Raw genomic sequence first — 26,725 nt, forward strand, 5'->3', positions numbered from 1 at the left:
AGAGTAAGCCGGATACCCACATGTTGTTTTGGTTCGTTGGTGACAAGGTCGACTATTAATCACTGTTGGAAGTGCTCTCATTCGTTGGCTCTGAGACTGGCTTAGTCGTGGCTGCCTTGGCTTTGCGCGGACGCCCGCCTGCACTCTTTGTTGGTGACTCGATTCCGAAGCCCTTGAGGTCGGCGTCAGTCCAGCCGAGGCGCTGCGCTGCGCGATAGTGCTGCGCGTGCTGTTGCTCTGCAGTGGCAAGCTGCTGGCGTGAATGAGTGAGAGCCTTGGCAGATTCGGCCAGCTCGGTCACTGCGGCAATACGTTCGTTACGATCCGCATCTAGTTTGGCTGCTGCGGCCTGTGCAATTGATTGAGTGTCCATAACCGACAGCCTACCCAGCGGACACGAGAGTGTCACGCGAGGCTACAGGGTTTCCCGGCTTTATTCCGAGGCGTTTTCGTAACCGGCACCACAGGGGCAAAAACCTACAAACGCAACCTTAGCGGAGCAAGCTATACATTTACGGTACCGTAAATGGCTTCCAAGCTCGACGTTCCGTCGAGCTTCTGTCACACTGGTGTGTGAGTCCCCGAAGTTTTCGGGGTCGCTGCGCTGGCTTTTGAAGGAAGGTTTACGGCATGTCGGACTCCCCAACGGTTAGCCGGTTGGGTAAGTCGCGCCGTGACAATGTGGCCGGTGGCCGCAAGCTCGTTGTAAAGGTTTGGGTTACCGACCAGGAGAAAGCGGCACTTGCCGTTCGTGCCGTGCAGTCCAATGTGACCGTGCCCCGCTTGTTGTTCGATTCTGCATTCGCTTTGGCGGGGGAGTCCGCGACTGATCGCCGCAACCTGGCAGCGGAGTTGTTGGGCATCCGGTCATTGCTGGGAGCCGTTTCTAACAACGTTAACCAGATAGCCAGGCACGCGAATGCAACCGGAGAATTTCCGGCAGATGCAGCAGCGACTGTTGAGGCAGCACGCCGACTGATGGGCCGCATTGATGAGGCTGTTGTGTCGGTGATGCGGCCATGATGCCGAACATTACCAAGGGCACGCGCATGTTCGGACTCATTCAGTACTTGGCAGGTCCGGGACGCTCCAACGAACACACGGAGCAGCGCGTCATTACTGCATCCGATTCCATCGTGAGCGTGCATCACGGCGAGAAGCTGTCAGCTGAGAGTGCAACACGTCTTGGCCACGAGCTGGACATTCCCAAGGCCGTGTTTGGTACGAACTACAAAACCCCTCACGTCTTCCACGTCTCGCTGAGTTTGAAGGCCGACGAGGGCACACTCACGGATGAGAAGTGGGCAGAGATTGCCCAGGATTTTGCCGAGGGTATGGGCTTCACGGGCAGCGACGGCAAGCCGCCGTGCCGGTGGGTTGCAATCCACCATGGAGGCAGCAAAGCCGGTAACGATCACATCCACTTGGCCGTGTCCATGATCCGTGAGGACGGCACCAAGTGGAGCCAGCACAATGACCAACCACGATCACAAAAGCTGGCTCACGAGCTGGAACTCAAACATGGCTTGCGTGTTGCCCGGGGAGACCACGCCGAACGCGGGTACCACCCCAAGGAGAAGGAGTTCGCCCAGTCCCAGGGATTGACCGAGCTACCCCGCGAGACCCTGCAGCGCACCGTTCGAGCTGCCAGCACCGCCAGCCTTGATGAGGCTGAGTTTGTGCGCCGCTTGCGTGGAGCTGGCGTTCTCGTTCGCCCACGTTTCGCGCAGGGCAGCAAGACCCTCGTGGAAGGGTATTCCGTTGCCCTGAAACCGTCAGTGCGAACAGAGAAATCCGTTTGGTTTGGTGGCGGCAGGTTAGCCCGCGATCTGACACTTCCCAAGATGCGTGCAGGCTGGGATACCTCACCCGAAGCACAGGACGCCGCCGCCGTGGAATGGCAGGCCGTCACCGAGGGCAAGCGCATCGGCGCACCCGGTAGGGAAGCGACCGAACCGACTGCCGAACAGTGGGAAAAGTACACAGCCGAGGTTGGCCAACTCTACGACCGCATTAAGTCCGTGCCCGCCCACGATCCGGCCCTCTGGGCGCAGGTCGCGCGCGAAACATCCGGCGCATTTGCTGCATGGAGCTTGAGAACCGAATCAGTACCCGGCCCGCTGGCGGAAACAGCCAAGATCCTTTCCCGCACCGCCCAGCTGCGCCGGTTCCCGGTACGCACCGAAAACGCGCCCCTGCCCAGCGCCAAGGGCGCTGGCATGCTCTTGATGCAATCCTCTGTAGGGCCTTCCACGACGGCGGGCGAGGCGTTGCTACTTGCCCAGCTGCGCAACACCATGCGGGCCATTCACGACATGCACAAGGCATCCGGCAGGCTCTCCGACGCCAACAGTGTGCGCGGTGCTGCAGTGGAACGTCTTGCAGCTGTGAAATCTGGACTCGACGGGGCGCTAACCCATTCAGGGACCACGGCCACCCTCACCGAGCGCCGCCCCGCTGGTTCCCCTGCCGTGGAATTCAGGACAGAACAGGACGAGCGTATGGACGAGCTGAAAAGGCTCATCAATCTCAGCCGCCCCAGCGCAGCACAAGCCACCGGAAACCCGGAACCGGCCACCACTGCCGAAACGGTCAAGAAGGACGCCCAGGGCAAGGACCAGGGCCGGGGACGATGAACTAGGACAGGTTCAGCCCTCGCGCCGGATTCCAGTCGTGGCCACCAACGACAAAGGGCGCTTAGCACCTTCACGGTGCTAAGCGCCCTTTGTGGTTGGGAGCGTTGGTTGCTGGCGTTAGCGGCCAGTCTTGGCAATGCTGTGAGCGCGTGGCACCTGATTGTTCTTCCGGGCCTTCGTCGCTGTGGGGACTGGACCCTTGACCGCTGCGCTGGGGTGAGTTCCCTGGCTAACGTCAGCGAGCATCCGGGCCGAGACTGCCAGTTCATCGGCCTTGCCATGGAGAGACTGGGCAAACTCTTCCCGGCGTCCGGCAGTGTCCCAATTGTCCGTCGCGCGAGCATCAGCCAAAGCCAACTCCTGTGCGTGCCATTCAGCATCCGAGGGAGAAAGATCGTCGTCCAGCGGTTGCATGTCGCGCAGATCCCCGGCCCAACGTGCTGCCCCGTCACCATCGACCCGCGCCCCTGCAGCTGCGGCGTCCTTGAAGTAGGCCGCGCCCCGCAGTTTCTCAGACTCCCCGGCCAGCCCCGCCGCTTTCGCGTGATCTGCAGACGCACCAGGTACAGGGGCAGTTGTCGCGGCCTTCCACTGCTTGATGAGGTCGGCCTCCTTGGAGCGCTCGACCTCAACCGTGTCCGCGTAGCCGTGGCTCTGCTCCCACTCTCCATATGCTTTCGGGTCAGTCTCTTTCGCCCATTCCCGAGCCTCTTCCAGCTCGCGCTTTTGGGTGTCCTCACCCTGTGCGTGCTTGGGTGAGTCTGGGCTAGCCAGCCATGATGCGACCAGGTGGTTATTCAGCCGCTCACGGTCCCGCGCATCGGTGCTGTTGACCATCTCGCGCGTGTGCAGCCCGTCAAGCATGGGTTCGTTTTCAGCCGCCCACTGCTTCGCCTGCACCAACTCTGTAACCTGCCCCGATTCTGAGCCGGTCACGATCACGCCCCGCTTGGCCAGCTGCTCATCCATGACTTGCCGTGTGCGGGCAATCTCGGAATCCTCATTCGCCCACGAGGTTGCCGACTGGTAGGCGGCACCGATTTGTTCAGGGGTAGCACTGGCCCACCAGCGTTCTTGCTGGACCGGGGCCAAGGCAACACGCGCCGCGTGACGTTCACCTTCAAAGCGTGCCACCGCCTCACGTCCGGTTTGTTCGCTCTGCGCCCTGGCTCGTTCGATGTGCTGCTGTCGGGCACGAGCGGCCACCTCTCCCAGGCGGGCCGCAACCATCAAAGCCTGCCGCAGAAAGTCATCGAAAATTTCGTTGATACCGTCAGATTCGTTCATGGCCTAACTCTCCTTCTTGTTTGTTACTGGTTGGCGTGCATCGGGGAAAAGCTCCGGGGGCGCTGGAACCAGCGTCACCGGCTTCATTTGGCCCACATGACCCTTGGCTAGGCTGCACCCGTCAAAGGGGCCCTTGCCGTCCATGAGCGTCGGCATGTGGTGGTCTAGGTGGTCTTTCATAAAGACACTCATGCCAGTTTTGCCGTCGAGGCGTAGATGCTCCCAGGCTCGCCACAGTGCCTCAAGGCGAATGATTGCCTCAGCGTGTTCCCACCACTGCGGGCACCAGGTGAGCGTTCCGGCCCCGTTGGGCGCAATGTCCCTGCGGTACATGGGCACGAGAAATTCCTCCACCCATTGCGCGGTAGAGCCAAAAACGAGTTCCGGCTCTGGTTGCGCGGCCTGTTCTGCCTCTGCCACATCGAGCATGACCACCGGGACAGTGAATGCCCCGCGGGCGAACATTTCGGCTATCCAATCCTCAATAGCGGAAAAGGACCACAATGGGGTCCGGCCCCACGTGAGCGGTGGGGGAGCTTCACCATGGGCGACCAGGGTTCGGAAGGTACTTACTGACATCTTTTCGTCGCTGCGGTCATTGACCAGGGCAACCACGTCAGCGGTGCTTAGCTGGAACCCTTCCACCGGTGGCTGTTCCGTGTCGGAGTCATTTTCTGGTTCGCCAGCAAGATCCTCGGCAGGCGGGACAGTCACAGAATCATCGACGGGAATCACCGTGTTTCCCATGTCTGACCAGGCGTCCTCTGGACGTTCCGGGGCCTCCACATCGGCCCAGGCGTCCTCTGCCGGCTGCTCAGTCATGGTTCACCGCCTCAAGCCACCGCGACGGCGCTGAGGCCGGTTTTCTTGCCGCCTGCTGGGCTTGCCGGTACGCGGCAACCATGGGCAACTGATCCGCGTTTTTGCGGGCGAGAATTTCCTCTACGGCCTTGGAGCTTTCTGGCGTGGGGTCGTACAGGTTGAGGGAGAGCCAAATACTATCTGCGTGCAGACCAGCTTGCCAGGGAACCGTTTTGATCATCACTGCAGGAGTTCCCGACCTCTTCACGATAGAGCGACCAATCGGCATGGCCGACAAGTCCGCCACCGTCATGATGCGCTCTTTCCCGCCGTCAGGATTGACCGAGCGGGACCGCCCATTTTTTGACGAGCTATCCGAGGTGGTGTCGTAGGTGTAATCACCAATGAGGGATGACATTTTTCCAAGGAAATCTTCTTCGTCAATGCCCGAACCGATCACCTTGACGGAGCTGGCACTAAAGATCTTCCGCATACCCTTTTCGCCCCACAGTTCCTCCCCTTGAGAGTAGGACTGCAGAAAGGCAATAGGGATGATGCCCTTAGATCCGTAGTGGCTGTACTTGTCCGGCAAGTCCTTCCAGGGGCACACGTTCGCAATTTCATCCAGGGGCATCACCATGGGCACCGGCATCCGGCGACGTGGCTGCGTCATGGCAAATTCTTCGGCCGCGTCGGCCACGGCCACAGTGAGCGCCGTCGTCAAGGCAGCGGCAGATCCTCCGCCCTCCTTGGAGAGCAAGTAAAGGGTGCCAGTGCCGTCACGCACGAACTGTTCGGGACTGAACTGCGGGCGAGAATCCGAGGCCGATAGGGGGTTTACCCATTGGAGAGTGCTGACAAATTTCAAGGACTGCACCATTGCTTTAGCCGTACCCACAACACCGTCGCGCTGTGCTGGTTCATAGCGGAGCTGGGCCTCCAAACCATCGGCATAGGCGGCATACAGCCCGTTCTTTTTCTCCCTCAGGATGCGGGAAGGTTCGGCGGGCTTGCCCTCGTTGATCCAGTCATTGACGGTGCTAATCGGCTTGTCTCCGAGGGCAGCGGCCAAAAACAAGGCGGTCAACATGTCTTTGCCTTCACCATCGAAATAGGCGTCCCCAGAGACGCCAGGGCCGCGCCCTGCAAGCATGAAAATTTCGGCCAGCTTCAAGGCCCGCTCATCGTCTCGGACATAGGAAAGAGGGTTCCACCACCAGCTAGGCAGATCACCGCTGATCTTCTGCGGATCAAATGCCCAGATCTTCCCGCGCTGACTCCGAGGAAGCCGCGTAGCGTCGATTACATCGGGCTTGTTTGACGTGGTGGCCACCGCGCCCGGAGCGTCCAGAACGTAGGGGATAACTTGGGTGGAGGACTTGCCTTGACGAGGCCCCCAGATCTGCAGCACCACCGATTCGAAATCGGCGTAAATCTTCCGCACACCGGCCACCGTGACACCGAGGAAAATCCCAATAGCGTCAACGACACCAAAGCGTCGCGCCGAGGCGGTTACTGCCGGTTCCGTCAACTTCTCTATGTCTTTGCCGGTGCCCATCAGTTTCGCCTTGTAGTCAATGCGGCTGCGGCCCTTGCGGCTCTTGGCCACGGCTACCAGAACGAGCGTGACAAACGCCAGGAGCAACACAGTTGCCCCCACGGCCACAGCCGTAGAAGTAAGGGACCAGGTAACCCGTCCGCCGATCAGCAGAAACGGCGTGTTGAGCGGGTTGGCAGGAAGTTCCTGCCCGTCGCCACTGATCCACGAACCGCCGTAGATGCCCAGATCCACCACCACAAGGGCGAGGACAATAAACCCCATAGCGCAGAATCCGGCGATTTGCCCTCCGGTCATAGCGCCCGTATTACGCTGCTTCATCAGCATCCCCAAACACTTCTTGTTCCACTTCGGCCAGGTTCCGCCCCGACTGCCGGAGCTTTTCCCACCGCTGGTTAGTATCGGCAATTTCACCCTCAACACGTGTCAGCCGGGTTTGGACCGGAATGCCCGGTGCCTGTCCCAACTTGATGAGGAACTTGCCCCGCCCGAATGGCACCTGTTCGCCGTGCCGGTTGGTCGTGATCTTCTTCGAGTCAGCCCAAGAAATCACGCGCCGCTGTTCCGCGCGGGTCATGTCCCGCAAGTCCTGGACCTTCTCCATTTCAGACTTACCCAAACCACCCATAACCAGCATCGAGCAACGTTCCGCGAAGCCCTGAGCCTTCTTCCGGTCGGCCTCATCGGCCACCGCATCGAAGTCTTTGAGGGTGTGGGAAATCATCATTTGGCCCACCCCTTCATGCCGGTTCAAACGGGTCAGCGAATCGGCCCTATCCACGATGCCGCGACCGATACGCAACGCCCGCCACAGCTCATCGAGAACCACGTTGTAGTTCCGGCGAGGCTCAAGACCAGCATCGGCCAAGATCTGAGCGACCTTGACCCCCGCGAAGCCCGTAGACCAGGACGCCAACAACCCGGCTGCCTGCTGCGCGGGCAAGGTGTCAGAAATGGCCGAGAGGTCGAACACGCAGCTGCGGGTGATGTCGAACTTGTCCTCTTCCCGAGTGTGCCGGGAGAACATCGTTCCCAAAGGCCCACCGGACATTAGACCGTTGAGGGACTTGCGCAGGGCATCGGTGGAATCGGCGTAGCGTTCATCACTGCCACGGTCCAGAACCGCGTTCCGTAGCGCTGTGGGCTTCTCGGCAATTACTTGCGACAAGTCACTAATGAGAGGCACGCCGTCGAACTTGTCGTAAAGGATCTTCAATGCCGTATCGAGAACAATTTCTTCTTCCTCGCTCGGGGGCACCCGGCGCGAAATTGTCATCAACGCAACCATGAGCGCCTTAGTGTGTTCGTGCGCTTCGGTGAGGACTTCCTCTTTCAGACTTCCAGACAGACGGGCGGCGGCGTCCGCTGCGACACCCCAATCGAGCGGGTTCAAGTATCCCCGCCCGTTACCCAGGGGAATCCTCTTACCGCCTACACGCAGCGTTCGGGCGACGTGTTCACCCTTCACATCACCAAGGACCATGGACTTAACCCCGTAGAAGTCCAAGCCCATCATGATCTTGCCTACGAGGGTGGACTTTCCCAAGGCCGGGTTCGACATGAAGTAGGCGCTGGGTGTGGGAATCCGGCCACGCTCGTAGGCGGTGAAGTGATCCAGTCCCACAATGTTTCCGGTCAAGAGGTTGTTCCCCAACGGCACACCGTCCAAGGGCGAACCGGCACCGCTGGCGAACGGCCACAGCCCACAGACTTGCCGAGAAGATCCACGATGTTCCGGGGCCATGTCCACATAGGAGGAATACCCGCCACCAGGTGATCTGTAGCCGCGTCGGCTGGGTTCAACGTTGCCGCGCCGTCCGGCACGGACCATCCTGCGCTCGGCCTCTTCGGCGTCGAGCAGATCATTTTTTGGCTTACGGTTCAGCATTACATTGCCTCTCTTACCGCTGCTGGAATGGCTACATGATCAGGAAGCACCAGGCCCAACGGCAATCCGGCAGCGAATGCCACGTCTTGCGATCCGTATGCGGGCCGTGCAGTGAGTTGAGCTACTGCCGCCAAATCTTCAATTTCATAGGACGCGGCTAGGGCGTCCTCATCGTTGAGGACCGTGGCAGTAATGACAGCGCCAAAGTTGATCATGGCGGCGTCCTTAGCGACTTCTTTAGCGGTTTGAACCGTTGACTGAAATTCACTCTCGGCCCTAAAACTCGTGGTTCGAGTTGAGTTGGCCCGGTTAGCTGCGGCGTTTACGTCGGCCTCAGCTACGTCCATGGCCCGCGCTGCGGATACTGGACGGTAAAGCCAGGAAACCCGCTTACGGTCCACATCCCCGGAGGGCCTGAGTAAGTCCTCGAGAACGTTGGAATAGACCACGCCACGAGGGGCTACTGTCATGAGCCAGGATTTCGAGAGTCCCGAGTCGTGCCGGAGCCATTCCCACCCACTGTCGTATGCAATCGGTCCAACATCATCCCAAGACAGGGCCGGGGTAACCCCGTTAGCGTGGGCCGCCTCGATGTGTTCGGAAACCGCAGGATCGTAAGCGCTACGGACGATTTCGCACAAAGTCTGCGCGGTGACCGGATGAGCGTCACCAGCACCGCACACCTCCAAATGCTCTGTGAATTTTCCAATCCGAGTACCTAAGTCAAGGCCCACGTCCTGAACCTTGCGCCCGCGTCCGGCTCCCGGCCTCCACGTGGTGAAAGTGATAGCGATCCAGGCCCGCGTAGTCTCTGACTCTTGCGGGAAATCAGTCTTGATTTCTTCCATCATCAGCACCGAGGCGGGGGACGCCTCCGTGTGTCGGTTCGCGTCAATCTCGTTGCGCAACCGTGCACCGTAGTCCGGTGCAGTCTCGACAGTGACAGATGCCGCCACAATGTCCGAGGACTTCGACAAGCCACCCAACCAGCTGCCCCAGTTGGCCACGTAGGCGTCAATGTTTTCTCGATCATCGAGTGCCAAACCAGTCGGCTCGACCTCGATAACAATCGTGGCGTGATTCGTAGAGGGCATATGCAGCAGCGCAAAGGGACGCTCGAAACTATCCTCAAACTCGTGCAGCTCCGACTGAGCCAACAAACCAGGAAGCCGCGCTTTGCCACCAGGAATCATTCCCACCGGACCTGAACGGTAGAGGTTGTGGCGCTTGCTAGCTGCCCGGTTATGGGTAGCTTTGGCGATCCATCGTTCCACCCGTGAGCGTCCATGCTTGTCCTTCATGGTCAAGGTCAAAAAGGCCAAACCCAACACCACGAGAGACACCCCGCCTACCAGCGGACCGAGCAAACGGAACGCAAAGATGATCACCAGCAAGCCAAGGATCAGCAGGCCAGTTTCAAGCGCCCCGAAACGGCCGATACCTGCCGTTCGTGGCTTACGCCAGTTCCCATAAGTTGGTTCCTCATACGTTGTTTGCTGACTCATCTTGGTTATCCTTTGCTCCCTGACGGGCCTTCACCCGTTGCTGATTCTGCGACCCCTTTGGCCACATCTGCCCCTGCCTTGACTGCTTTAGCACCTGCCGCAACAGCCATACCGGCGGGGCCGCCCGCAGCCGCCGCACCACCAGAGGCCGCGCCACCTGCTGCGGCTCCTGCGCCCTTACTGGCTCCTGCAGCTGCACCGGCAGCGCGACGCCCGGAGGCTGCACCACTTCCGGCTCCTGCACCGTTACCGGCTCCTGCACTTGCACCAGTTTTGGCGCCATTCCCGCTATTCTGCGGACCTACCTGAGAAGACTTGCCACCAGAAGGACCGGACTTAGCGCCGGAAGCATCCTTAGTGGTCTTTGATGCGGAGTTGTTTGAAGTCTTCGATGAACTGTGGCCACCGGACCGGCCACCACCGCCACCACCACCCAAGCCCTTACTAATTGCTCCCGAAGCCAAGGAACCGGCCATAGCTCCCATGGCTGCACCGCCACCGCCACCACCGGCTACCGCGCCAACCATCGGCGCAGCAAAACGCATCAAGGCCGGTAGAGCTACCAAGGCCAGAACCATCAGTCCCAACCCAGTCAGCAACTTCACACCGCTCTCCTTGTCTCCACCCAACACATCGGATCCAGTGAGCTTGAAAGCCGTTGCATAGATCAATGCCGCAACAGGTTTGTAAGCGATAAAGGCAAGGGTCCAGCCCACAAAGCGCTGAAACCATTGCTTGCCCGCCTCGGTATTTGTAAAGGACGCTGCTGTGGGAAACAGCCCGGACAGCAAAACGAGGGCACCCACGCGACCAATCATGATCCCGAGCTGCAAGAGGGACGTTACGAGGGCCGTAACACCCAGCAGAATGACCAAGAAAACACCCGAGGAACCTGTAAGAGGCATCATCAGTAGCAGGTTCGTCCCGAACCCGGTCCCGTTCGTTGAGTTGTCAATCAGGGACTTAGCGAGGGAATCTGAGGCGACAATAAGCAGCTGAATCGCGGTTACTGCACCAGAAGCAACAAGGATGAAACGAACCAGCCCCACGACAATCTGCTGCAGCGGCTCGCCGCGCCGTTCATAGATCATGCGGCCCGCACCAATTAGCACGCCGAAGATTGCCAAGGACAACGTCCAGTACCAGAGGTTTGACTGAATGAAAGCGACCTCAGTAGAGGCTCCACCATTGGCAGTAATCAACGGCGGCACGTCTACGTCAACCCAAAACGTGCCCAACCAAGCAACCATCTTGCCGAAGCCCTCAGTGACCGCTTGTGCCATTTGTTCGAGAGCGCTACCGGCAAGTTCTTTCACACCGTCTTTGATCTGGCATTGAAAATCCAAGCCTCCGCACGGCTGTCCGTTTTCATCCATGGGCAACATAACTAGACACCTGCCCAGGGGATGAAGTCCGAAAGATTCGAAACCTGTGCCATACGTGAAAGGTTGTCAAGGTTCACTTTCCAGTCACCGGATTCCCATTTGAGAGGGACCGTCAACGAAAAATTCATGGCATCGGAAGTCTTGATGCCGAGGACAACCGTTGCGGCATCTTTTGCATAGGACTGGATCTTAAAACCCGCCAGTTGAATCGTCACGTCGCTAACCCCAGGTGCGAAAGTCATGGGGTTTTGTAGGTACTTATCGCGTGAAGGACCCTCAGCTGACAGGTCCTCCACCATGATCTGCCCTTGCTTTTCTATGCTCGCGCTAAAAAAGTTGGCGGCGGCGTAAAGCGCCCCAGTGGGGTTTTGTGCGTAGCACGTCCGCGCCCCATCTTCTGAACGCTTACCGGGGCCGTCCGTGAGCGACGTTGGAACGGCTGTTTTACCGTTCAGTTCCCATTTGCTCGTGAGTTCCAAGCCCGGTAGGCGTTGGTCACCGGCTGCGAGGCCGCATACGCTCGCGCCGTCGTCCGTGGACGACGACGGCAAGCTGCTTGACTCTGGCTGTGTGGGTTGCACTGCTGCTGGCTGGCCAGTTGGCGGAAGCAAGAAATAGACCACAGCCAAAACGACAATCACGACGATAACCCCGGCAGAAACCAGGAACCAGGGCTTAGTAAAAGGGCTTTCATGATCCTTGGCGCTGCTAGTAGCGCCCTTGTCACTCATGCGGAGCCACCCGCGGCGGTAACAATGGCACCCACAAGCCCGGAAGCCACGGCGGCGACGATGGCCCCGGCCATGACCCAGATAAGGCCGGTAGCCGCTTGACCGCCACCCTGCCCGTTGCGGTGGTCAAACATCATCTTCCCGGCAACGATCAGAATTGCCGCGACGGCCAGACCGAAGATGATCCATGCGATCCATCCAAGAATGGTCGTGAGGCCATTCGAGCCGGGAGGCGCGGTCGGGACAGGGTTGGGAATTTCGGCCTGGATCTGGCCCGCTACGAGAAGTACTGAGTTGAACATTGTCATGATGTTTTCCTTTACTGTTGGGTTCCAGCGGGCACGGTGTGCAACTGGATTTGATCTAGGACGCTGCGCGCGGAGCGGGGCACCGCGCTAGCCTCCGGGGTAAGTACCCGCCGCCATTCCTCTACCCACGGCATATGCCAGGTGTGAGGAACCGCGCCGGAAACGATTTTCGCCAGGGCAGCTAGGTCTTTGGGTAGCCTTCCCGGAGCATCCGGGACAACCACCAACCCAGCCAGAACGCCAGGCAAAGCACCTGAGGCGTATTCAATGGCGGTTTGTTGGGCCGAGCGAAGCCCGCGCATGTTGGAGCGGCAGACCAGTAAAACGCGGTCTTGGTCCTCAGCTGTGCCGGTGCGGCTTGGCCATGCGTGATCCGTGGCTATTGCACCTTCCACGAGGGAAGCAATGATGCTTTCACCCGCACCACCGTGTGTGCCCATGACCCACAGCGGCGGCACTACGCCCTCAACGGCCTGCCGAGGCACGCCGCTACCTGCACGCCGCCGAACACCCTTTTGAGGCCGCTGCGGCCCTCTGGGGTCCTGCTTGAGGACTGCCGGATTTGTCGGAAGGGGTTCGGTAGTCTCATTGACTGCCCGCAACCACTTCGAGGTGCGATCGGTGGCCACCATTACAGTCCCCGAGCCACCGCAGCCGCAGCCCGCAACCACGCACGGCGCGTAACTGGACGAAGCGCACCGTAGCGGATCTGGCCCGACTTGAGCGCCGGGTCAAAGGGAACCACTACGACCTCGCGGACGTAGGGCCGGAACTTTTCAGCCGTCGCCTGCGAGAGCTTGGATTCGCCTTGCTGGCGTTCGGAGACGATCACCACGGCGTTAGCGGCCAGCTCTGCGGACGGCTCGCCCTTGAGGTCAAGACCCTGCAAGGTCAAAAGCGCAGCCTCAACACGGTCCTCTTCGTTGGTGGTGGGAACAACCAGCTGGCTTGCATGGTCGATCATCCGGTTCCACTCAGCGCTGCGGTGGTTGTTACCCGAATCCATGATGATGAGGCGGAAATACTTTGAAACTACGCGGTGAAGAATGTCCACTTCTTCGGCGGTCACCTCATGCGTGCCTGACACATCGGAATCCGAACGCAGCACGTCGTATTTGTCGGTGCTTTGGTGGTGAACGTAGGCGTTAATGTCTGCCTGCTGGGCCGTGGAGGACAGCAAATTATCGGCACCGGCGATCACGTCAAGGGCGCTGCGCGTGTGGTCCCCTTGCTGTGTGCGCCAACCCAGCGTGCCCGTTGTGGGGTTGTTGTCCCAGGCACAAACGCTGGCACCATTGCGCCCGAAAACCGCCGCCAAATCTGCCACGGTAGGGGTTTTGTTGGAGCCGCCCTTTTGGTTCACGACGGCAATCGTGCGAGTACCGGCGAAGTGTTTGGACACCAAGCGAATGTCCTCACGTTCGCTCATTTCCTCCGCCGAAGGGGCTAAGGAGAACCCCAAGTGATTGACCAAACCACGGAATCCCTGGGTAGCCGGCTCAAGGGTGCTGGGAGCTGCCAGGAACGAACCAGCCTCACGCAAAGACTGCCTCCGTGTAGGGGCCGCAATCGGCTCCACAGGCGCTACAGCTGGCATCTGCGGCTTGCTGTCGGCCTCGGGAACATGCTTCGGCTCCACGGTCGGCAATGGCGGACGCACAGGGTCAGGTGCAGTAGCCTCCCTAACGGAATCAAACACAACAGCATCAAAGTTGGCCGGGTCATAAACGGAAGCCAAAGGCTCCTTCGCCAACTCGGACTTGCCAGCACCAGGAACGGCTTCAATTAGCGCCTCAACGCCTTCGTCCTCGGGGAACCCTTCGTTGTATTCCTCTTCAATATCCCCCTCAGGAGACACCAGGAGTACGGCCAGCCCGTCGCTATCGCGTGTGGTGACGCGCATGGGCCTGCCCGACTTGGAGGCGTGGCTCGTCACTAGGCCAATGAGGGCGCGGCGTACGTCCATGTCCGAGTCGCCGGTGACCAGCTGTTCGTTGGCACCAATCATCAGAACGCCCGTATGGTCGTCCTTGATTTGGGCACTGATGGGAGGGAAATCGCGAATCAATGTCTTGTCAATCATTGCTTGCTCTCTTTCTTCTCAGGAGTTCTTAGGGGCTATGGCAGTAACTAGCCATGGGTCCGTTTGTCCGGTCCGGTGGATCGAGACAACCCACTGCCCATCGTTGGTTTCAAATAGCGCGGTGGCCGTGAGGGGATTCTGTTGTTCACGGTTCAAAACCGGCCCCGATTTCACGGTGCTAACCGTGATGCGGGCCGGGTCGATGTATTGGGCATCCACCTTGTAATCCGCTGCCAGCAGCGGGGCAAGGTCACTAAACCAAGTCCGCGCGTCCACGGCAGGACGGGCAAACGAGGTCAAAGCCTGCAGCGCTGAATCTTTCGCACTTTGCTCACTCTCGGCATCCCACGTGACCACTGGAACGCTTGGATAGTGCTCCTGTGGCGGTGTGACGCTCGGCGTCGATACAACGTCGGAGGTCGGCGTGCTTGGCCCGGTACAGGCCGTGAGTGCCGCCGTGCCAACTGCTAACGCGGCCAATAATTTCCATGGTCCTTTCATGAAAGAACTCCTTTCGATTTCAGGATGGGTAGTGGATCAGTTGTCGGATTCGTTGGCACCCAGGGATCAGGGAAACGACCGGTAAAGAACTCAAGGTGCAAGTGCCTCCCCGTCACGTTTCCAGTCGCTCCCTCGATGCCAATCGGTGAGCCTGCAGCGACAGTGTCACCGACCTTGACCCGCAAAGATCCGGTTTGCATGTGGTACATGGCAATGGTCAATTTGCCGTCTAGGGTCTGGGCCTTGACGTGAGTACCGGCACCAGTGCCGCCGTCAACATCCGACGCGACAACGATCTTCATGTCAGTGACGGCGTACACCGTCCCAGCGGAACCGGGGGTGCTGAAATCAATGCCGTAGTGGAAGTCAGCCAGGACTCCCCCAATAGATCCGACTGCGCCACGCGGACCATACGGGCTACTGATTTCGGAACCGGGTAGTGGATTGACCCACTTCCCGGTCAAGTCCCCCACCACTGAGCCGCCCGGAGGCGTGCACACGCCGCCCTCAACCTTGGCCCCGCTCAATGCCTGGACTATCTCCACAGCTTGAGCGCGGAACTTGGTGTAGTGGTTGGGGTCTTGGTTGCCCTGTGTACGGTGGATTGCAATCGTCGGCTCCAACGACTCCCAACCGTCAATTTTCTGCATGGCCTTGAAGAAATTCGTGGCGCTAATGGTGGGGTTCATGCGGTCCGAGTAGCTGCCCCATGCCCCATTGTCGCGTTGCTGGAATAGCCCACGACTGTCGGGGCCAGCGCCGTCGCCGTAGTCAACAACTTTCAGCGATGATTCGCCTATTGCGGCCTGCACTCCAATGATCTGTCCGGCAAGTGGCAAGCCGAGTTTCTTTGCCGCATCCATGATCAACGCGGCGTTCTTCAACTGTTCGCCTTTGAAAGCGCCAACGGACTCGGGCAGCTTGGAACCGTCCACGGATACGCCAGGGACGTCGCACGTACCCGACGCTGCCGAGCTGCCGCCAAGCAGCAGCACGAATGCCATAACTCCGGCTAAGGGCAGCAAAAGAAACGCTGCAACAAGCGGTCCGGCTTTCTTCATTTCTGGTTCACTCCCCCACTCATTACAGAAACGGCTATCCCTTATCCCTGCACTGAGTCGTTGGTGCCGCTCGGCAGTTGGTTCCTTCGATCAATGCGTGCCGCGATCCAATCCACGACGGCCTCCCGTATCGCATCAGAACCATAGATTCCGGCGATTCTCGATTCCGTCCTTAGCGCCTCTAGCGCTGCGGGAGGTAACGAGACGTGCACGTTCTGGTGCGCGATCTTCTGTTCCATCTCCACCGCATATGCGCTTTGGAGTTCCTGCCCGGACTTATACGGGTGATCCCGCATGAGCGGTGCCTTTCTCATACCTGCCATTGCAAAGCCTTCCTTCGTCAAAATCGTCGCCAGTGGCCACCACACAACCGGAGCCACCGAACCGCCCGACACGCACGTTGCGCCGAACACCCTAGGAGCCGAATAAATCCACTCGGCGTACGAGGCCTGAGTTTGTCATGTACCACCGACGCCGAAGCCCCAGCAAAAACGGTCAAACTCGCCCGAAAACACCGGATAAACCCCGCCAATGCTGAGAGTTCTTGGTGGTCCAGCCATGACACCAACCCTCCAAGAACTGGCCGAAAGGACAGGCGATAAGTGCCCAACCTGTCAAAACGGACAGGTTCAACCGACCGACAAAGACTTTTGGAACATGAGCCACGGCCTTGCCTGGCGCAGATTCCCTTACAGTTGAAACTGTACACTGAAAACAACATTAAATGTTGTCTTTGGATTCGAAGTGTGAAAGTTCTTGAAAGTGAGACAAAATGATGCAATGCCCAGATACCTACGCCCCGATAGCTCCCTTCCCAGGGATGTAGAGATGGCTATCGAATCAGTAGGGACCATTTTTTCCCGCGCCATCGTGCGCTATCTGTCCATGAATGGGGAAACTGGCTCCGCAGAGCTGGCGCAAGTTCTTGGCACGGACCCCAACACCGTCCGCCGCTGCCTCAAACAACTGGAAGATGCTGGAATGGTTGCGGCCAGCGTCCCGGCCGGTCAGCGGCGCGGCCGTGCGGTCACTTTCACGGTGGACCCGAAGGAACTCAAAGCACTCATGAAGTCGCTTGAGGACTTCCTACTAGGGCATTAAACGTTCCTATTTTCCCGACACGCCGCACAGCTTCGCGCTTAAAGGTATGCCTATGCGTATGTTTGTCCCATGGGAAATGTACGACGCAGACCACGAGGCTCACTCAACAACGCCGATTACACCCAAACCAACTACACGATTTCTAAGGACAGCAAAATGACCTTAGAGACGTTTGCGCACTCTATCGGCGTGACTGCAGCAGAAGGCCTAGACAGGTTGCTGACCCAGTTCAAGACAGAACTACAGGCATCGACTGATGGATTGCCCGCGTGGATTGACCGCGACCAGCTACCGGAGGAACTGCCTATACGTAAGGCTGGTTAAAAGGAAGAAGCCCCGCTAGGCGGGGCTTCGGTCCGTATAAAGTTATTCGCTCTTCACCCTCTTGCTTGGCGGCCGAGGTGAAGGGCTCCCACAGTTACACCCTCAAGGAGTCTCTGTATGACCTTAAGCTTACACGCAACCCTCCCTTGCGTAAAAGAATCAACCCCCCCTAGTTTTTTTAAACCGCTTGCGCTTGTGCCCGCTGTACCTGCTGAGGAAGTGGTTAGGTATCGGCCGTGCCGTGTTAGCCGGATGCAAGAGCGAGGCAAGAAGCACATCAAGAAAGCTGTTCCCGCAGGCTCGATGCGGGCCGCTCATGGCCTTTACCAGGCGTTGCCGGAACTGGGCCGGGACGAGCGTCTTGCAGCCCGGACGCGGCCATTTCAGCGCCGCCTCTTGGGCTTTTTTGAAAAGCTGATCAGCATGACCGACTACGACACCATGACCGTGCGTGTTCCTTGGGGTGGCCGGGTCAAATGCTTTGGGGAGGCAGATGCCCGCCCCGGGCTGGCCGAATGGCTCGGTATCTCCCGCCGCACAGTGGCCAACTACCTAACGCTGCTGCACGCCTGGGGATACCTGGGCACCGTCGCCTCAGGCCGCTCGGCCGAGATGGTCCGTGAGAAGGACGCCAAGGGCAACGAGCTGCCCGTCTACGTCATCTGCATTCCCTCGACGCTGGCCGCTGTGCCGGACGCCCCTGAATCGGCGGATGTGGATAAGACTTGCACCCCCACCGCCCCTTTAGGGGTGGAACCTTCCAGCGAAAAGAAATTCTTAACCCGTACACGCGGGAAAAAGCCTCAGAAAGGCCACGGCTGCGCCGTGAACTTCATTGAAGGCGGCGCAAGCGCCGCAGCGCTCACCTTCCCCGAAAATCGGACAGAACCACTGTGGCCAGCTCACGCACCGACAAAGCGCAAAGGACAACGGTGGAGCGCCTCAGCGGAAATTCGTCGCCAAATCTACGCATTACGTCCATTGTCACAAAAATATATTGCCAACGTACTCAAGCCCTGGCTCAAAGAAGGCTGGACCGTCTCAGACATCCTCACCAACATAGACAGGAAGCCTGACGGCACTCTGTGGCCCCATGACGGCGCACCCGTCACCAGGAACACCCAACGCCTTTCTGAATGGCTCCGTGGCCGCATGATGGCCCACACAATCGACGGCAAGCCCATGACCTCCCCCGACCGCCGCAAAGCCGCCGAAGCTGCTCACAACAAGATCCTCCGCGAAAAAGAACTGGCCCGCGTCCTAGAACGCCAAGCGGAACACGCAGCGCGCCTGAGCCAAGGCGACTCCCCCACCAAAATCAAAGCCCTAGCCGCCATCCACGCCTTACGGGAAGCCCCGGCGAACTAATTAGGCGGCGATGGTTTCCCTGGACCGGATAGACCAGGTTTCCCGGTCCTGTCCATGGACCAGCTCAAACGTCACCAGGGGGCTTTTGAGGTTACGCCCGATCCTGGCCTGTACCTGCCACACCTCAATATCCATGTGGTACATCTGATCACGCGCTAGCCGCTGTGCCGTCTTCCACCAATCCACCCGCTCAAACCAGCGGACAGGCACCGCACCAACATGCCAAGTCCGCCCCTCACGCACGAACGAAACGGGAACCCCCGCCGCCGCGCTTACCTCCACGATTTCCATGGCCACAACGCTACGCGCGACCCCTGACATTAGTAATGGGGGGTGGCCGGTGAATAAGTTCGCTACTTACGAAGTTACGTACTTTGTTACTTCGGAACTTACAGACTTCCAATGTCTGTAGTACTGTTAGTTACAAGTCCTGTAGTATCCGAACATACAGACAACGAAAAGAAAGGGGTGGCGCTCCATGCGAGTGATCCCCGTATTGAATCAAAAGGGTGGCGCTGGGAAGTCCACAACCGTTATGAGCTTGGCGGCCATTGCTGCCGAGAACTCGCGCGTTCTCGTCGTTGATATTGATCCCCAGGGAACGGCCGCCGATTGGTCGGCGCGAGCAGAGGCCAATGGGCAAACCCATGCCTTTGAAGTCGTGTCCGAGTCGGACCCTGAGATTCTGTCCCGCGTGAGAGAGGCCGATTTCGATATGGTCTTTGTCGATACGCCCGGCAACATCGAGAACGTGGAATTGCTCAAGGCGATTATGAGCCACGCAGACTTTGCCATCATGCCCACGGAACCAGCCCCCGCAGCCATGAAGCCACTGATGAATACTTACCGGGCAGCCGTCGCACCATATGGCGTGGATTACCGTGTCGTGATTACTCGTGCTGACTCACGCGCCCCTGCCGACGTGACCGACGCCCAGGAACTACTCACCAACGCTGGATTGAAAGTGGCCAAGTCGTTTGTCCGCTCGTACAAGGACCACGAACGCGCCCCAGGTACCGGCGTTGTGGTCGGCAGCTACGACCGCACCAGGTCCGCCCAGAAAGCCGAATCTGACTACCGCACCGTAGCGCTAGAACTCTTCTCCGTTTGGGCCAATGCAACCGCCCCCCTTAAGAAAGGTGCCTAACCATGGCCACATCACAGACAACCAGGAAAAAGGGCCTTGCAGATATGCTGCCCGCACTGTCAGCCCCCGTCGAAGCGCCTAGCATGCCCGCACCCGAAAAGCCCGCAGCTCCCAAGCAGCCAGAGGTGAGTCCCACCAAGCCCAGCAAGCCAGCGGCCCCGACAACTCCCGCATACCTGGCCCTGCAACGTAAAGAAACGCGACTACGGGAAGAACAGATAGATGCCCTCACGGCAGCAGCTCGTGAACTCAACCGGGCCAAACCCGCAGGCGGGGAGCGAATCACCGAGAACACGTTAATCCGTGTGGCCGTGGATCTTCTGCTGTCCAACACGACAGCACTCACAGGCTCAAACGAAGGTGAAATTCGCAACTCTGTAGGTTTGTAAGTCTGTAAGTTACAAATAACCGAATATCGTAAGTCCGTAAATTACGAACTTACAAAGTTGCCCTCTACCTTGCCGCCACGCTCAGATCCTCGCAAGAGCGCGGCGGCAAGTGTCTGTAAAGAGTGGATCTAGTTAGCTTGGTCTTGGCTGAGATTTCGGCCATGGTGGCCCCGCTGTCCCGAAGCAGCACAGCGTGTTCCAAGGTGTCAGGGTCCACCACTGAGGGCCTGCCGGTGCGACGGCCAGCAGATGCAGCGACAGCGCGGGCGTGCGCTGCGCGCTCGACAGCATAAGTGCGCTCCATCTGACCGAAGAGGGCCAGCATGACCACGGCGAGCTGGCTCATGGGGTCCGCAGGATTGGATGAGTCCACCCGGATAGGGTCCGCCAGGTTGCGAACGCCTACACCGCGCTGGCTCAGCTCGTGAATCATATTCAAGGTGTCCCGAACCGTGCGCCCAAGCCGGTCCAGTGTGTGCACCACGATTACATCCCCGGCCCTGGCATGAGCCAATGCCTCAGTAAGCCCAGGGCGGGCCGTGGTGGCCCCAGACTTCTTATCCACGTGGATGCGTTCCCCTGGTATACCTACGGCGTCTAGCGCGGCCAGCTGGCGCCCTAGATCCTGCTTTGTGGTCGATACCCTCGCATAGCCAATATCCATGCTTGCACCGTACCGAAATTTAGCTCTGCACGCGGACAGCTGCAGGGACTTTTGGCATTAGCTTTTGGGACGGCCATGTTACGCGGAATCCCCGCATGTTTCACGACCGGCAGTGTCTCACCGGGGGAGTGTCCCGGTTCCTTGGAAGTGGAACGCTCCCTATTTCGTTCCGTTGTCTCATTTGGAAGGTAGACAGAGTAATTTCTCGGTTAAGAGATGATTGGACCTATGTCTGCTACCGCCGAAGCCGCTGAGGCTTACCCAATTACGTCATTCAGAGCCAGCCTGGGGTTCCCCGAAGGGTTCATCGATCGTCAACATCCTGTAGTTGAAACGAACAAGATTACCGAAGTGCTTCGCTTGAAGGCTCTCCAGCCACGTCGGCGGTACCTACTTGGGGTTTTGATTGCGTACATAGGCATGGCGGAAGATCTTCTTGGACAGCTGGGGTTAGGGATGCTTGACGACGTTCTGGTTGCCTACCCGCCTCGGGAAACTCTCGCGGGCGGATCAAGAAGCAATACGATGACACTTGAAGGGCCGGAAAATACGGTTTCTTTGCGTAATTACTACAACGCTGTTGAACACGTGATTCGCCATGACTTGCATCGGCCGGACTACCCTAACTCGGCTCCGCACGCTAGCCAGTCCTGGGTTCAACACCAGGATGAATTTACTCTAATCGTCAGCATGGAGCCGTCTGAAAGAACTCTCTTGGCTGAGCGTCTATGGGCAATGGTGCTGAATATCCCGGAACTAACTGCGGAGGTACATGGAGTACGAGAGTTGCGTCCCTTCGGCCACATACTAGACAACTTTTCAAGTGCCGTTTCGGGAGAACCAGGTGGTGCCGTTCTTCAAGGTTTGGCTTATGCCTACTATCGGGCGGATAGTCCAAACGTTACGTTGCGCGTGTTCAAGGTCGGATCAGGATCATCGAGGGTCGGCGCGGCTGGAGATGTTGATGGCTGGATCGGAGGTTCGTTGGCCTTGAGCGTTGAGGTAAAAGACCTCGATATAGGCGATGACGATATCGCCCAGTTTGATCAATTTGTTAAGCAACTGATCCGCTGGCCAAACTGTACTGCCGTCGTTCTAGCCAACAGTTTCTCCCACATGGCCGCACAGTACTTGGGGGAAAACAGCATTCTAGTGTTTGATCGAACCCAGATGTCCAGCAACGTTTCCTACTGGGATATTCCAAAACAGAAGATGGCCGTTCAGGAGTTCTACTATTTCCTCAAGGTTGTTCAAAATCACGCCAAGCTCTTGAAACGCTTCGAGGCTTTCTGCGACGACGCGGGAATTAGTTTGAGCTCGACCGCGGTGAGTATGCCGTCAAGCGCGGAATAGCATCTTTAGCGAGGGAATAGTAACTCTCGTCACGCTCTAGGCCTATGGAGGATAGTCCCAATGCATTGGCAGCTGCCAATGTTGATCCTGATCCAGCGAAGGGATCAAGCAACACACCATCGTCGAATGGCAAGGCGGCACGCACAAGCGTTCGTAGGAACGCTTGTGGTTTCAGGCTTGGGTGATTGGCCAACTTCTTCTCGGAAGCATTTGTCGGTGCTGATTGGATGACGTCGCCGAAAGGCCGCTCTTCGCTTGCGCGCCTTAGCCCTCCTGTGCCCCAAGTTCGGAGGTTATGCGCGACAGTGCCTTCAAGGGGTTTGCGGAAAAGCAGCCATGGTTCCCACATAGACCTGGGCATTACCGTTATGTCCCGGAATTCATCGTGTGCATTCTTTGGGCGATCACCGCCTCGAAGTGTCATCACCATCCGAACTACCTCCCCCCTACGCTCAAGCCCCGATTCGGCTAGTGCGGTCCCCACCAAGTGACTAAAAAGCGGATTTGATGCAACAAATACATGGGCGCCAGGTTTGAGGACCCTCAGCATGGCGCTTCCCCATTGAGTAAAGAAGGTTTTCAGTGCTTCGCGATCGTCAGCATCGGCGGTCGTGAATCGAGGCACGGGTGATCTGATCGCACCGTCAAGTGACGGTGGAATGCGCCAGTTCCCACCTTTGCCGTTGCGAAGCTTTTGTTGGGATACCTCGCTGTATTCCTCGGGACCGTACGGTGGGTCTGTTACTACGGCGTCGATGGAGTTCTCAGCTTGGGCCCGCAACCAGCTCAAGCAATCAGCATGTACCAAGGTGGATTTGCCGAATTTTGACGATTCAAAGGTGTCAAGTTTAGGAGAATTTCCAACGAAAGACGTCGCTAGCGCATAAAGCCCCCGGTCAACACGAATAAATTTTGTCGGCTCATTATTCAGAAGATATGAACGAACCGAGGACGATGCAACAGCGCGCCCTAGGGAGGCTTCAATGCCGTGTTGAATGGCCTGTGGTGACATGGGTTCACCAGATATTGAAAGAACCCTCTTGATCTCGTCCCGTATAACGCCTGGCTCAACCACAATGCTCACACTTACCTCCAAAGACGTCTTGACGTCTCAGGTTAGCATGCGCGAGGGTAGGAATGACGATATTTGGGACGCATGCATGTGTGTTCTAGGTTGCTACTAGATTCCCCTCCTACGTAAATTACCACCCGGTCGCCATGCCCGAGGCGCTACTTATTTTATTCTAAAGGCCGTCGCTGAAGATGAGTCAGGGGTGGCTTGGCGCGAATGGAATTGGATCTAGGTGCCGACATTCTCATAGGTAGTGCCGTGCAGTGGCATTTGGTGCTGTCGCGCTGTCCGGGAACCTCGCGTCGGGGTTACCTGGTTGTGGACAGGGAGTTGAGTTGGTTCTGATGATTGTCAGAGTGTCCTTGTAGCGTTGAGGGCGAAGCGGTCAATCGTCCCCCAAGGATGTTGGCCGCTTCGCCATTTAACTTCCACGTGAGCAGTAGCCGGCGGCAGGACTCCAAGATTCTCAGCATTTTCGCGAAGCGATGGACCTTGACAGTTATAGAAGCATCCAAGCCGCGCGCTGCCGTGTCACCGCCCATTGTGGCTAGGTTCTTTTCAGCCAATGACGACACATCGCAGGGAGCGGGGCCAAGTTGCCCGGGCACCTCACCCGGAGCGCGGGATGGGCTTTCAAGCGCAAGGGGATTTACGTCGAGGTACTTAACGCCCGCCCCACATCTACCAACCGCCGCGCACGCCAGAAACGACACCGAAAAACCTCCCAGATAATTCAAATAGGACTAGAATATATAGTTCAAATCGTGTTAGAATTAATACATAAGGAAGCAAGGAAACAACCGAAGGGAAGCGGATCATGGGACCCATTACCAGCACTCAGATAGACACCTACCTCGAGGGGTTCGACTGGCCGGACTTGGTTGTGGATGACCTTCAAATCCGCCTACTGGCTGAGAATCTTCTCGGGATCGAACAGCCGGTGAATGAGGAAGTGGCTAGCCACCTTGGCGAACTCATTGAGTTGCACAACGGCTGGCGCAATGACGCCTACCAGGTAACCCGCGGGGAACTGAATGGCCGAACCTATTTGACGATGCTTATCAATCGCTCAGACGAGTTACTCGGCAACCCCGATGGAGGGAATGAACTCAGCGCATACCGCGCCACCGGTGAACTTTGGAACGACCTCGACCCCCAAGAGAACATCCTCGACGACTAGCGCGGCCACGGTTCCGCACTCCAAAAGGTGCGGGACCGACCGGGGAAACTTCTTCCCAAATAGTTCTAATATGATTTGAATAAACAGTTCAAATCGTGTTAGAATTAGTGCATAAGGAAGCAAGGAAACAACCGGAAGGAAACGGATCATGGGAATCATCATCAAGACCACGGACACCGAGGAAACCATCTCGGAAAAGAGCCTCCCCTCAGCCGAATGGTGCGACGGGTATGACTACATGGAACGCGCGGGCGCGCAGGGTTGGACCGCCTTGGCTCTCTGGGGCAAGGACGGTTACGACTTTGGACAGTGGCCCTACGTGATCGGCTTCGTTCGCGTCGTGCGCGACGGTGCCCGCCGCCTCTACGGCTTCGGTCTCTATGTCGAGGGCGATCTAACTACTGACTATTACCGCAGCTGGGAGGCCTGCAATGAAGCGATTAGCCGCCAAGCGTTCTGGTACTGGAATGCCGGACAGAGCGACGGCCCCAAGGATCTAACGGCCAGCTTCGAGGACATGCAAGCCGAATATAAAGTCCCCAGCGACTACTAACCCGACCGGCCCCGCCGAAAGGCGGGGCCACCTACCAGGAGAAGGGGCAGGCCATGACGCAGAATAAGGCACCCGCCGCTACTGTCACCGTGTACAGCAAGCCCGCTTGCGTGCAGTGCAACGCCACCTATCGGGCACTAGATAGCAAGGGCATTGGTTACCTCATTGTGGACGTGACGGAAGTCCCTGCGGCACTGGAATACATCACGGAAGAACTCGGATACTCGCAGGCGCCCGTGGTGGTCGCAAGCGATGAAAACCACTGGTCCGGATTCCGCCCGGACAAGATTGTAGAACTTGCCAAATAGTTCTAATGACACTTGAACTTTACATTCAAATCATGTTAGAATAGTATTATGAAACCACAGAAAAAGCGGGACGTGTTGAAGGTCTTAAAGGCCAACGGCTGGCAGCTGGTTCGGACCACCGGAGGGCATGAATGGTGGGAGGGGCCGGACGGGCAGGGGGAAGCAATTCCCCGGCATAACGAAATAAGTGCCGGTGTGGTTGCCAAGCTAGCGAAGAAGCTAGAAACCCTCCCGAGCAACTGGAAGTAAACAACCCGGTGGAGGCCCGAAAGGGCCTCCACCGATTGAAAGGAACTTTGACATGACGACGACAACGGCGGTACGGACGTTGGAAGTCAACGCCTACAAAGAGGGCAAATGGTGGATGGTCAGTATCCCCGAGATTGACGGATTGACTCAGTGCAAAACCATTGACAAGATCCCCGAACAAGCCGCGGATCTGGCAGCGATTATTTTGAACGTGCCCGCCGATCAGGTGGCCGTCAAGGTTGACTACACGTTGCCCGAAGACGCGAAAGCCGCTAGCGAATCCTGGCACCAGGCACAGAGCCAGCTCACGGCAGCAAGGACGAATGTCGATGCGAGTCTGGCGAACCTCGCCCGCACCTTGAAAGGTGAGGGCTACACGCTCAAAGACATTGGAGCGTTGACCGGGTACACGTTTCAGCGCATCGCGCAGATTCTCAAATAGGGGAGTGGCATGGAGCAGGAAGCAACGCAACGGATGACGAAAATTCTTCTTGACCATATGGGAGCGACTGAGGGCGCTAAGCCCGGTGAAGATGTGCAGGGAGGTGCGACGTTTTCCACCGTTCAGCTCAGTGGCGGAAATCGTGTGGCGCTGCTGCACACCAGCACCAATGAAACAGATGTGCCGTCCAAATAGGCCCTAAATGCAATCGGGAAACCCGACACGCACAACAAGCTAGGAACGAGGCAGCAATGACACGGTACACCGTGACAGCAGAGAAAACCGGCCTATGGTGGTCCTTGCAATGTGTGGAAGTTCCCGGAGCTGTTAGCCAGGTAAAACGCCTAGCAGATGCGCCGATCATTGCCGAAGCAATCGCCTATGTGGCAGAGGTCAGCGAGGCTAGCATTACGCTCACCATTCAGCCCGTTCTACCGTTCAGCATCAGTTAGGAAACCATGCGCGGCAAGCCCTATGCAGGACCTTCGGACACTAACGACTTCGACGGGCTAAGTCCGGACCAAATGGCCAAGGCCATGCACGAATACCAGCTGTTGGGGGAGTGCTTCGAAACGGTCACCGATGAGGACATGATGGGCAGAGGTTGGGCGATTGAAGATCCACTCATTCTCGTAGAAGGCCATGCGGACAATCTACGCCGCGCACAGCGCGAGCTGGCCGCAGCCGTTGCCCTGGCACTCGCACGTGGTACGAGCTGGACAGCCATTGCAGAGGCGTTGGACATGAACGTCAATGACGCGAGAAGCGCCTACGACCTTCGGCCCTAGGCGCTTTGTTTCTCGTTTGAGAGCTGCTGTGAATCGTCCATTG

Annotated in this window: 33 protein-coding genes; 16 read left to right on the forward strand and 17 right to left on the reverse strand. The window is 58.1% G+C overall.

Annotated features, from left to right (window positions below; all coding sequences use genetic code 11):
* Positions 1 to 55: 55 nt before the first annotated feature.
* A complete protein-coding gene (locus ACX80E_RS15270) occupies positions 56 to 373 on the reverse strand; it encodes a hypothetical protein (protein ID WP_459302884.1) in 318 nt (105 codons plus the stop codon).
* 257 nt (positions 374 to 630) lie between these two features.
* Between ACX80E_RS15270 and mobC the strand changes: the two genes are divergently transcribed.
* Together mobC and ACX80E_RS15280 are read left to right on the forward strand one after the other, a co-directional pair.
* Positions 631 to 1,023, forward strand: coding sequence for a plasmid mobilization relaxosome protein MobC (mobC, locus tag ACX80E_RS15275; protein WP_459302885.1), 393 nt, complete (start codon positions 631 to 633; stop codon positions 1,021 to 1,023).
* Positions 1,020 to 2,636, forward strand: coding sequence for a relaxase/mobilization nuclease domain-containing protein (locus ACX80E_RS15280; RefSeq protein WP_459302886.1), 1,617 nt, complete (start codon positions 1,020 to 1,022; stop codon positions 2,634 to 2,636). The genes mobC and ACX80E_RS15280 overlap by 4 nt, the downstream gene beginning before the upstream one ends.
* A gap of 117 nt (positions 2,637 to 2,753) precedes the next feature.
* Here the strand turns inward: ACX80E_RS15280 and ACX80E_RS15285 are convergent, their stop codons facing one another.
* The 13 genes from ACX80E_RS15285 to ACX80E_RS15345 form a co-directional block, all read right to left on the reverse strand.
* A complete protein-coding gene (locus tag ACX80E_RS15285; RefSeq protein WP_459302887.1) occupies positions 2,754 to 3,923 on the reverse strand; it encodes a hypothetical protein in 1,170 nt (389 codons plus the stop codon).
* 3 nt (positions 3,924 to 3,926) lie between these two features.
* Positions 3,927 to 4,745, reverse strand: coding sequence for a DUF4913 domain-containing protein (locus tag ACX80E_RS15290; protein ID WP_459302888.1), 819 nt, complete (start codon positions 4,743 to 4,745; stop codon positions 3,927 to 3,929).
* Positions 4,738 to 6,603, reverse strand: a complete 1,866-nt coding sequence (locus tag ACX80E_RS15295; RefSeq protein ID WP_459302890.1) for a type IV secretory system conjugative DNA transfer family protein — start codon at positions 6,601 to 6,603, stop codon at positions 4,738 to 4,740. Before ACX80E_RS15295 ends, ACX80E_RS15290 begins: the two co-directional genes overlap by 8 nt.
* Entirely contained in the window at positions 6,590 to 8,170 is a 1,581-nt protein-coding gene (locus ACX80E_RS15300) for an ATP/GTP-binding protein (RefSeq protein ID WP_459302891.1), read from the reverse strand. The genes ACX80E_RS15295 and ACX80E_RS15300 overlap by 14 nt, the downstream gene beginning before the upstream one ends.
* Positions 8,170 to 9,675: an SCO6880 family protein gene (locus tag ACX80E_RS15305; RefSeq protein ID WP_459302892.1), complete on the reverse strand. Its 1,506-nt coding sequence runs from the start codon at positions 9,673 to 9,675 to the stop codon at positions 8,170 to 8,172. Before ACX80E_RS15305 ends, ACX80E_RS15300 begins: the two co-directional genes overlap by 1 nt.
* 5 nt (positions 9,676 to 9,680) lie before the next feature.
* Positions 9,681 to 10,991: a hypothetical protein gene (locus ACX80E_RS15310; protein ID WP_459302893.1), complete on the reverse strand. Its 1,311-nt coding sequence runs from the start codon at positions 10,989 to 10,991 to the stop codon at positions 9,681 to 9,683.
* A 71-nt stretch (positions 10,992 to 11,062) separates the two neighbouring features.
* Complete coding sequence (locus ACX80E_RS15315; RefSeq protein WP_459302894.1) at positions 11,063 to 11,791, reverse strand: hypothetical protein; 729 nt, start codon at positions 11,789 to 11,791, stop codon at positions 11,063 to 11,065.
* On the reverse strand, positions 11,788 to 12,099 hold the full coding sequence (locus ACX80E_RS15320; protein ID WP_459302895.1) for a hypothetical protein: 312 nt from the start codon (positions 12,097 to 12,099) through the stop codon (positions 11,788 to 11,790). The genes ACX80E_RS15315 and ACX80E_RS15320 overlap by 4 nt, the downstream gene beginning before the upstream one ends.
* 11 nt (positions 12,100 to 12,110) lie before the next feature.
* Entirely contained in the window at positions 12,111 to 12,584 is a 474-nt protein-coding gene (locus tag ACX80E_RS15325; protein ID WP_459302896.1) for a DUF6668 family protein, read from the reverse strand.
* 146 nt (positions 12,585 to 12,730) lie between these two features.
* The gene (locus tag ACX80E_RS15330; protein ID WP_459302897.1) at positions 12,731 to 14,182 is read right to left on the reverse strand and encodes a MinD/ParA family ATP-binding protein; all 1,452 of its coding nucleotides are present in this window, start codon (positions 14,180 to 14,182) and stop codon (positions 12,731 to 12,733) included.
* Between the two features lie 18 nt (positions 14,183 to 14,200).
* Positions 14,201 to 14,683: a hypothetical protein gene (locus tag ACX80E_RS15335; protein WP_459302898.1), complete on the reverse strand. Its 483-nt coding sequence runs from the start codon at positions 14,681 to 14,683 to the stop codon at positions 14,201 to 14,203.
* Positions 14,680 to 15,744 carry a M23 family metallopeptidase gene (locus ACX80E_RS15340; RefSeq protein WP_459302899.1) on the reverse strand — a complete coding sequence of 355 codons (1,065 nt, stop codon included), beginning with the start codon at positions 15,742 to 15,744 and terminating at the stop codon, positions 14,680 to 14,682. The genes ACX80E_RS15335 and ACX80E_RS15340 overlap by 4 nt, the downstream gene beginning before the upstream one ends.
* Positions 15,745 to 15,785: 41 nt before the next feature.
* Entirely contained in the window at positions 15,786 to 16,067 is a 282-nt protein-coding gene (locus tag ACX80E_RS15345; RefSeq protein WP_459302901.1) for a hypothetical protein, read from the reverse strand.
* 505 nt (positions 16,068 to 16,572) lie between these two features.
* Between ACX80E_RS15345 and ACX80E_RS15350 the strand changes: the two genes are divergently transcribed.
* From ACX80E_RS15350 to ACX80E_RS15360, 3 genes are all read left to right on the forward strand, one after another.
* Positions 16,573 to 16,845, forward strand: coding sequence for an ArsR/SmtB family transcription factor (locus tag ACX80E_RS15350; protein WP_459302902.1), 273 nt, complete (start codon positions 16,573 to 16,575; stop codon positions 16,843 to 16,845).
* Between the two features lie 189 nt (positions 16,846 to 17,034).
* Positions 17,035 to 17,169, forward strand: a complete 135-nt coding sequence (locus ACX80E_RS15355) for a hypothetical protein (RefSeq protein ID WP_459302903.1) — start codon at positions 17,035 to 17,037, stop codon at positions 17,167 to 17,169.
* Between the two features lie 252 nt (positions 17,170 to 17,421).
* Positions 17,422 to 18,537 (forward strand): hypothetical protein, encoded by a 1,116-nt coding sequence (locus ACX80E_RS15360; protein WP_459302904.1) that lies wholly within the window; start codon positions 17,422 to 17,424, stop codon positions 18,535 to 18,537.
* Here ACX80E_RS15360 and ACX80E_RS15365 read toward each other — a convergent pair whose 3' ends face one another.
* On the reverse strand, positions 18,538 to 18,828 hold the full coding sequence (locus ACX80E_RS15365; RefSeq protein WP_459302905.1) for a hypothetical protein: 291 nt from the start codon (positions 18,826 to 18,828) through the stop codon (positions 18,538 to 18,540). It lies immediately after the preceding gene.
* 187 nt (positions 18,829 to 19,015) lie between these two features.
* On the opposite strand from ACX80E_RS15365, the gene ACX80E_RS15370 reads away from it, so the two are divergent.
* Positions 19,016 to 19,684, forward strand: coding sequence for an AAA family ATPase (locus ACX80E_RS15370; RefSeq protein ID WP_459302906.1), 669 nt, complete (start codon positions 19,016 to 19,018; stop codon positions 19,682 to 19,684).
* 2 nt (positions 19,685 to 19,686) lie between these two features.
* Positions 19,687 to 20,073 (forward strand): hypothetical protein, encoded by a 387-nt coding sequence (locus ACX80E_RS15375; protein WP_459302907.1) that lies wholly within the window; start codon positions 19,687 to 19,689, stop codon positions 20,071 to 20,073.
* Between the two features lie 64 nt (positions 20,074 to 20,137).
* On the opposite strand, the gene ACX80E_RS15380 is transcribed toward ACX80E_RS15375, so the two are convergent.
* Positions 20,138 to 20,737: a recombinase family protein gene (locus ACX80E_RS15380; RefSeq protein ID WP_459302908.1), complete on the reverse strand. Its 600-nt coding sequence runs from the start codon at positions 20,735 to 20,737 to the stop codon at positions 20,138 to 20,140.
* A 228-nt stretch (positions 20,738 to 20,965) separates the two neighbouring features.
* Between ACX80E_RS15380 and ACX80E_RS15385 the strand changes: the two genes are divergently transcribed.
* Positions 20,966 to 22,090, forward strand: coding sequence for a hypothetical protein (locus tag ACX80E_RS15385; protein ID WP_459302909.1), 1,125 nt, complete (start codon positions 20,966 to 20,968; stop codon positions 22,088 to 22,090).
* On the opposite strand, the gene ACX80E_RS15390 is transcribed toward ACX80E_RS15385, so the two are convergent.
* Entirely contained in the window at positions 22,044 to 23,174 is a 1,131-nt protein-coding gene (locus ACX80E_RS15390) for a DNA-methyltransferase (RefSeq protein ID WP_459302910.1), read from the reverse strand. The two genes, ACX80E_RS15385 and ACX80E_RS15390, sit on opposite strands and share 47 nt — an antisense overlap.
* An 805-nt stretch (positions 23,175 to 23,979) precedes the next feature.
* Between ACX80E_RS15390 and ACX80E_RS15395 the strand changes: the two genes are divergently transcribed.
* The 8 genes from ACX80E_RS15395 (at position 23,980) to ACX80E_RS15430 (ending at position 26,682) form a co-directional block, all read left to right on the forward strand.
* On the forward strand, positions 23,980 to 24,342 hold the full coding sequence (locus ACX80E_RS15395) for a hypothetical protein (protein ID WP_459302911.1): 363 nt from the start codon (positions 23,980 to 23,982) through the stop codon (positions 24,340 to 24,342).
* 148 nt (positions 24,343 to 24,490) lie between these two features.
* On the forward strand, positions 24,491 to 24,895 hold the full coding sequence (locus ACX80E_RS15400) for a hypothetical protein (RefSeq protein WP_459302912.1): 405 nt from the start codon (positions 24,491 to 24,493) through the stop codon (positions 24,893 to 24,895).
* Between the two features lie 53 nt (positions 24,896 to 24,948).
* On the forward strand, positions 24,949 to 25,203 hold the full coding sequence (gene nrdH / locus ACX80E_RS15405; RefSeq protein ID WP_459302913.1) for a glutaredoxin-like protein NrdH: 255 nt from the start codon (positions 24,949 to 24,951) through the stop codon (positions 25,201 to 25,203).
* Positions 25,204 to 25,251: 48 nt separating this feature from the next.
* Positions 25,252 to 25,452 (forward strand): type II toxin-antitoxin system HicA family toxin, encoded by a 201-nt coding sequence (locus ACX80E_RS15410; protein WP_459302914.1) that lies wholly within the window; start codon positions 25,252 to 25,254, stop codon positions 25,450 to 25,452.
* Positions 25,453 to 25,504: 52 nt separating this feature from the next.
* Positions 25,505 to 25,894: a hypothetical protein gene (locus ACX80E_RS15415; RefSeq protein ID WP_459302915.1), complete on the forward strand. Its 390-nt coding sequence runs from the start codon at positions 25,505 to 25,507 to the stop codon at positions 25,892 to 25,894.
* 9 nt (positions 25,895 to 25,903) lie between these two features.
* Positions 25,904 to 26,089 (forward strand): hypothetical protein, encoded by a 186-nt coding sequence (locus tag ACX80E_RS15420; RefSeq protein WP_459302916.1) that lies wholly within the window; start codon positions 25,904 to 25,906, stop codon positions 26,087 to 26,089.
* Positions 26,090 to 26,145: 56 nt separating this feature from the next.
* Entirely contained in the window at positions 26,146 to 26,346 is a 201-nt protein-coding gene (locus ACX80E_RS15425; protein WP_459302917.1) for a hypothetical protein, read from the forward strand.
* Between the two features lie 6 nt (positions 26,347 to 26,352).
* Positions 26,353 to 26,682 (forward strand): hypothetical protein, encoded by a 330-nt coding sequence (locus tag ACX80E_RS15430; protein WP_459302918.1) that lies wholly within the window; start codon positions 26,353 to 26,355, stop codon positions 26,680 to 26,682.
* The last annotated feature ends 43 nt before the right edge of the window (positions 26,683 to 26,725 follow it).

The sequence above is a fragment of the Arthrobacter sp. TMN-49 genome (genome assembly GCF_054511095.1).

Bases quoted from the DNA above. Each gene is read 5' to 3' on its own strand.
- ACX80E_RS15350 (WP_459302902.1), top strand. From the start codon at position 16,573: ATGGCTATCGAATCAGTAGGGACCATTTTTTCCCGCGCCATCGTGCGC.
- ACX80E_RS15330 (WP_459302897.1), bottom strand. From the start codon at position 14,182: ATGATTGACAAGACATTGATTCGCGATTTCCCTCCCATCAGTGCCCAA.
- ACX80E_RS15345 (WP_459302901.1), bottom strand. From the start codon at position 16,067: ATGGCAGGTATGAGAAAGGCACCGCTCATGCGGGATCACCCGTATAAG.
- ACX80E_RS15425 (WP_459302917.1), top strand. From the start codon at position 26,146: ATGACACGGTACACCGTGACAGCAGAGAAAACCGGCCTATGGTGGTCC.
- ACX80E_RS15370 (WP_459302906.1), top strand. From the start codon at position 19,016: ATGCGAGTGATCCCCGTATTGAATCAAAAGGGTGGCGCTGGGAAGTCC.
- ACX80E_RS15335 (WP_459302898.1), bottom strand. From the start codon at position 14,683: ATGAAAGGACCATGGAAATTATTGGCCGCGTTAGCAGTTGGCACGGCG.
- ACX80E_RS15340 (WP_459302899.1), bottom strand. From the start codon at position 15,744: ATGAAGAAAGCCGGACCGCTTGTTGCAGCGTTTCTTTTGCTGCCCTTA.
- ACX80E_RS15285 (WP_459302887.1), bottom strand. From the start codon at position 3,923: ATGAACGAATCTGACGGTATCAACGAAATTTTCGATGACTTTCTGCGG.
- ACX80E_RS15380 (WP_459302908.1), bottom strand. From the start codon at position 20,737: ATGGATATTGGCTATGCGAGGGTATCGACCACAAAGCAGGATCTAGGG.
- ACX80E_RS15320 (WP_459302895.1), bottom strand. From the start codon at position 12,099: ATGACAATGTTCAACTCAGTACTTCTCGTAGCGGGCCAGATCCAGGCC.
- ACX80E_RS15365 (WP_459302905.1), bottom strand. From the start codon at position 18,828: ATGGAAATCGTGGAGGTAAGCGCGGCGGCGGGGGTTCCCGTTTCGTTC.
- ACX80E_RS15290 (WP_459302888.1), bottom strand. From the start codon at position 4,745: ATGACTGAGCAGCCGGCAGAGGACGCCTGGGCCGATGTGGAGGCCCCG.
- ACX80E_RS15360 (WP_459302904.1), top strand. From the start codon at position 17,422: ATGCAAGAGCGAGGCAAGAAGCACATCAAGAAAGCTGTTCCCGCAGGC.
- ACX80E_RS15410 (WP_459302914.1), top strand. From the start codon at position 25,252: ATGAAACCACAGAAAAAGCGGGACGTGTTGAAGGTCTTAAAGGCCAAC.
- ACX80E_RS15300 (WP_459302891.1), bottom strand. From the start codon at position 8,170: ATGCTGAACCGTAAGCCAAAAAATGATCTGCTCGACGCCGAAGAGGCC.
- ACX80E_RS15270 (WP_459302884.1), bottom strand. From the start codon at position 373: ATGGACACTCAATCAATTGCACAGGCCGCAGCAGCCAAACTAGATGCG.
- ACX80E_RS15415 (WP_459302915.1), top strand. From the start codon at position 25,505: ATGACGACGACAACGGCGGTACGGACGTTGGAAGTCAACGCCTACAAA.
- ACX80E_RS15295 (WP_459302890.1), bottom strand. From the start codon at position 6,603: ATGAAGCAGCGTAATACGGGCGCTATGACCGGAGGGCAAATCGCCGGA.
- ACX80E_RS15395 (WP_459302911.1), top strand. From the start codon at position 23,980: ATGGGACCCATTACCAGCACTCAGATAGACACCTACCTCGAGGGGTTC.
- mobC (WP_459302885.1), top strand. From the start codon at position 631: ATGTCGGACTCCCCAACGGTTAGCCGGTTGGGTAAGTCGCGCCGTGAC.
- ACX80E_RS15430 (WP_459302918.1), top strand. From the start codon at position 26,353: ATGCGCGGCAAGCCCTATGCAGGACCTTCGGACACTAACGACTTCGAC.
- ACX80E_RS15280 (WP_459302886.1), top strand. From the start codon at position 1,020: ATGATGCCGAACATTACCAAGGGCACGCGCATGTTCGGACTCATTCAG.
- ACX80E_RS15400 (WP_459302912.1), top strand. From the start codon at position 24,491: ATGGGAATCATCATCAAGACCACGGACACCGAGGAAACCATCTCGGAA.
- ACX80E_RS15305 (WP_459302892.1), bottom strand. From the start codon at position 9,675: ATGAGTCAGCAAACAACGTATGAGGAACCAACTTATGGGAACTGGCGT.
- ACX80E_RS15375 (WP_459302907.1), top strand. From the start codon at position 19,687: ATGGCCACATCACAGACAACCAGGAAAAAGGGCCTTGCAGATATGCTG.
- ACX80E_RS15420 (WP_459302916.1), top strand. From the start codon at position 25,904: ATGGAGCAGGAAGCAACGCAACGGATGACGAAAATTCTTCTTGACCAT.
- nrdH (WP_459302913.1), top strand. From the start codon at position 24,949: ATGACGCAGAATAAGGCACCCGCCGCTACTGTCACCGTGTACAGCAAG.
- ACX80E_RS15315 (WP_459302894.1), bottom strand. From the start codon at position 11,791: ATGAGTGACAAGGGCGCTACTAGCAGCGCCAAGGATCATGAAAGCCCT.
- ACX80E_RS15385 (WP_459302909.1), top strand. From the start codon at position 20,966: ATGTCTGCTACCGCCGAAGCCGCTGAGGCTTACCCAATTACGTCATTC.